The organism is Actinomadura logoneensis (assembly GCF_003428695.1).
In the GTDB taxonomy this organism is placed as follows: domain Bacteria; phylum Actinomycetota; class Actinomycetes; order Streptosporangiales; family Streptosporangiaceae; genus Spirillospora; species Spirillospora logoneensis.
In genome coordinates this window covers 1-3,464 of sequence record NZ_QURH01000735.1, presented here as the reverse complement: position 1 = coordinate 3,464, position 3,464 = coordinate 1, and the positions used below count along the sequence as shown (strand labels likewise).

Genomic DNA, 3,464 nt, shown 5'->3' with positions numbered 1-3,464 from the left:
GCACCGCCGGACGCCGCCGAGACACGGCGGCGTCCGGCGGGCGGACCAAGGAAAACGGCCCTAGGTCAGGCGGTGACGGATCCGCCAGAGGGCGAAGGCGGCCAGCAGCGCGCTGAGCAGCACGTAGAAGCCGGTCTCCAGGAGCTGGAAGGCCCAGTAGCGGGTGCCCGGCTGGTACGTGATGCGCAGGTGGAGATCGAGCTTGCCCAGGCAGACGGCGGTGTCGCCGAAGGTGCCGCGGACGCCCGTCCGGGGCGGGGAGTTCAGGCAGGCGTCGAACCGGGCGGAGCTCAGCGGACGGCCGTCGGCGGTCAGCAGCGGACTGGTGGAGCTGATCCACGCATCGGGCTCGTCCGGGAGGGTGACGCCGCCGATGACGGAGCCGCCGGTGATGCTGCCCAGGTTCCTGGCCCGGTTGATGGCGTCCGCGGACATCGCCATCGTCGCGGTCTCCGGCGGCATGAGGTGCGGGCGGACCAGGTTCGGGACGAGGAACTGGACCGCGATGAAGGCGGCCATCGTCACCCCGATCGCGGGCAGCGTGCGGCGGACCACCAGCCCGATGACCGTGCCCAGGGTGACGGCGAAGAGCGCGTAGCCGACCGGGGCGAGGTTGCGGGAGCCGAAGAGGATGGTGTCGAAGCGGTTCGCGCTCGCCTCGTCCACCGGACGCGCCGCCCAGGTGAGCAGGGCGCTGGCGACCCCCGTGACGGCCATCGCCGTGAGGGCCGTGACCAGCAGCTTCGTCGCGAGCCAGCGGCGGCGGGTGACGCTCTGGTTCCAGACCAGGCGGTGGGTGCCCGCCTCCAGCTCGCGGGCCACCAGCGGAGCGCCCCAGAAGGTTCCGAGCAGGGCCAGGGCGAGGCCGAGCGCGGCGGCGAGGAAGAGCATGGTCTCGCGGTAGTGGGCCTTCAACTCGGCCATGGCCTGGGGGCAGGACGTGCCCGTCCCGCAGTTCGAGCGGGCCGCCGCGAAGGCGTCGCGGACGTCGCTGCCCAGGTAGAGCGCGTAGGCGGCCACCAGGACGAGGGCGACGGCGGCGACGAGGGCCTGCCAGCGGAACTGGCGCCAGCTCAGCCAGATCATCGCGCGACCTCCTGGACGGCGCGGACGGGGCGCCGCTCGGCGCGCGTCATGTAGGCGAGGACGAGCTCCTCGAGGGTGACCGGCGCGTACCCCGGAGGCGGCGGCGCGGCGAAGCGGGCCACGCCCTGGTCGATGAGCTCCGCGCCCGCGGGGACCTCGGCCGCCGGCAGCCTGCGGTGGGCCGCCAGGAGGTCCCGGACGTCGCCCGCCACCTGCACGCGGGCGTCGCACAGCACCACCAGGTGGTCGCAGACCTTCTCGACGTCGGCCAGCAGGTGCGAGGAGAGGATCGCGCCGGCGTCCAGGTCGGCCACGAAGCTCGTGAGGCTCTGCAGGAAGCCCTGCCGGGCCAGCGGGTCGAGCGCGGCGGCGGGCTCGTCGAAGATGAGCAGGTCGGGGCGCTTGGCGGCGGCGATCGTCAAGGCGAGCTGGGCGCGCTGGCCGCCGGAGAGGCCGCCCGCCCGCTGGTCCGGGTCGAGCCCGGACTCGCGGACGCGCCGCTCGGCGAAGGCCATGTCCCAGCGCGGGTTGAGCCTCGCGCCGAGCCGCAGGTGCTCGGCGACGGTGAAGGACCGGTAGACGGGCGCGTCCTGCGCCATGAAGCCGACCCGCGCCAGGTGCGCCGCGTCCGCCGCCGGACGGCGGCCGAGGACGCGCAGGCCGCCGGACGTCGGCTCGGTCAGCCCGCAGGCCAGGTGCAGCAGGGTCGACTTGCCCGCGCCGTTCGGGCCGACCAGGCCGACGACGCGGTCCGCCGGGACCGCCAGGTCCACGCCGTCCAGGGCGGGGCGCCGCCGGCGGCCGTAGCGTTTGGTCAGTCCCTCGGCGCTCAGCAGGGAGGGACGGGAGTGCTCGTGAGGCATGCACCGATCCTGGGCGGACGCGCCGTCCCGGCCATCGGCCCAAAGCACGCTTCGGCGCCGCCGCGGCGGTACTTTCGGCCGGTCCCGGTCAGCCGCCCCCGACGAGCCGGTTCTCCCACGCCCACGCGACGATCTCGACGCGGTTGCGCAGCCCGAGCTTGGACTGGACGCTCGCCAGGTGCCCCTTCACGGTGCTCAGCGAGATGAACAGCTCGGCCGCGACCTCCTGGTTGGTGCGTCCGCGCGCCACGACCCGGACGACCTCCAGTTCGCGGTCGCTCAGCGGCGGCGCGGGGCGGTCGGGCGCCGTCCCCTCGGCCAGGTGCCGCAGCAGCCGGACGGTGACCGACGGCGAGACCAGCGCCTCGCCCGCGACGGCGGCGCGGACGGCCTCCACGAGCAGCGTGGGGCCGGCGCCCTTGAGGACGAACCCGACCGCCCCGCCACGCAGCGCGCCGTAGACGTACTCGTCCAGGTCGAACGTGGTGACCACGACGACGCGCAGCGGGTCGGCGACGCCCGGCCCGGCCAGGGCGCGGGTGACCTCGATGCCGTCCAGGCGGGGCATCCGGATGTCCACCAGGCAGACGTCCGGGCGCAGCCGGCGGGCGGCCTCGACCGCCTCGACGCCGTCCGCGGCCTCGGCGACCACCTCGATGCCGGGCGCGTCCTCCAGGATCAGCCGCAGTCCGCCGCGGATCATCGCCTGGTCGTCGGCGATCAGGACCCGTACGGTCACCGCCCGGCCCTCCCCGGCGGGACGGGCAGGACGGCGCGGACCGTCCAGCCGCCGTCCTCGCCCGGACCGGCCTCGAGCGTCCCGCCGAGGGCCTCCACGCGCTCGCGCATCCCGAGCAGCCCGAACCCGCCCCGGACACCGGGCCGCGTCGGCGGCGCGTCGTCGACGACCTCGACCGTGACGCCCGCGTCGTCCCGGCCCACGCGGACCGCGACCGAACCGGCCCGCGGCGCGTGGCGCGCGACGTTCGTCAGCGACTCCTGGACGACCCGGTAGACGGTGCCGGTCACCTCGGGCGGCCAGTCGCCCGGCGGCCACTCCATCCCGCCGGATTCGGCTCCGGACCGATCGGCACCCGGCCGGTCGGAGCCGCGCGACGGGCCGGGGGCGGCGTCGGGGAGGACGAGGCGGACCGTGGGGCCGGTCCGGCCGAACCGGCGCACCAGGTCGTCCAGGCGCTCGGGGCCGGACGAGACGGGCGCGGCGTCAGCGGCGCCCCCGGCCCCTCCCGCGTCGCCGGTGTCGCGCAGGAGCGCGACGGCGCGGCGCATCGCGGCCAGGGCGTCCGCCCCGGCGGTCTCGATGCCGGTGAGCGTGCGCGGTATGTCCTCGGGCCGCCGCCGCGCGACGACCTGCGCCGCCTGCGTCTGGATCAGCATGCTCGCGATGTGGTGGGCGACGTCGTCGTGCATCTCGCGGGCGAGCGCCAGGCGCTCCTCGCGCCGCACGCGCTCCACGGCGGCCCGCGCCCGCGCGGCCGACAGGCGCGCCCCGAG

At 76.2% G+C, this 3,464-nt stretch carries 4 protein-coding genes; all 4 read right to left on the bottom strand.

Going from position 1 to position 3,464, the window contains the following annotated elements; genetic code table 11:
* Positions 1 to 60: 60 nt before the first annotated feature.
* Positions 61 to 1,086: an ABC transporter permease subunit gene (locus tag DZF91_RS26440; RefSeq protein ID WP_117359889.1), complete on the bottom strand. Its 1,026-nt coding sequence runs from the start codon at positions 1,084 to 1,086 to the stop codon at positions 61 to 63.
* A complete protein-coding gene (locus DZF91_RS26435) occupies positions 1,083 to 1,949 on the bottom strand; it encodes an ABC transporter ATP-binding protein (protein ID WP_117359888.1) in 867 nt (288 codons plus the stop codon). The genes DZF91_RS26440 and DZF91_RS26435 overlap by 4 nt, the downstream gene beginning before the upstream one ends.
* 88 nt (positions 1,950 to 2,037) lie before the next feature.
* Positions 2,038 to 2,688, bottom strand: a complete 651-nt coding sequence (locus DZF91_RS26430) for a response regulator (protein WP_117359887.1) — start codon at positions 2,686 to 2,688, stop codon at positions 2,038 to 2,040.
* Positions 2,685 to 3,464, bottom strand: a 780-nt coding sequence (locus tag DZF91_RS26425) for a sensor histidine kinase (RefSeq protein WP_235834582.1), incomplete at its 5' end; no start/stop codon positions are given. The genes DZF91_RS26430 and DZF91_RS26425, both read right to left, overlap by 4 nt.

Excerpts from the sequence above, each read along its gene's own strand:
- DZF91_RS26440 (WP_117359889.1), bottom strand. The coding sequence starts at position 1,086 with ATGATCTGGCTGAGCTGGCGCCAGTTCCGCTGGCAGGCCCTCGTCGCC.
- DZF91_RS26435 (WP_117359888.1), bottom strand. The coding sequence starts at position 1,949 with ATGCCTCACGAGCACTCCCGTCCCTCCCTGCTGAGCGCCGAGGGACTG.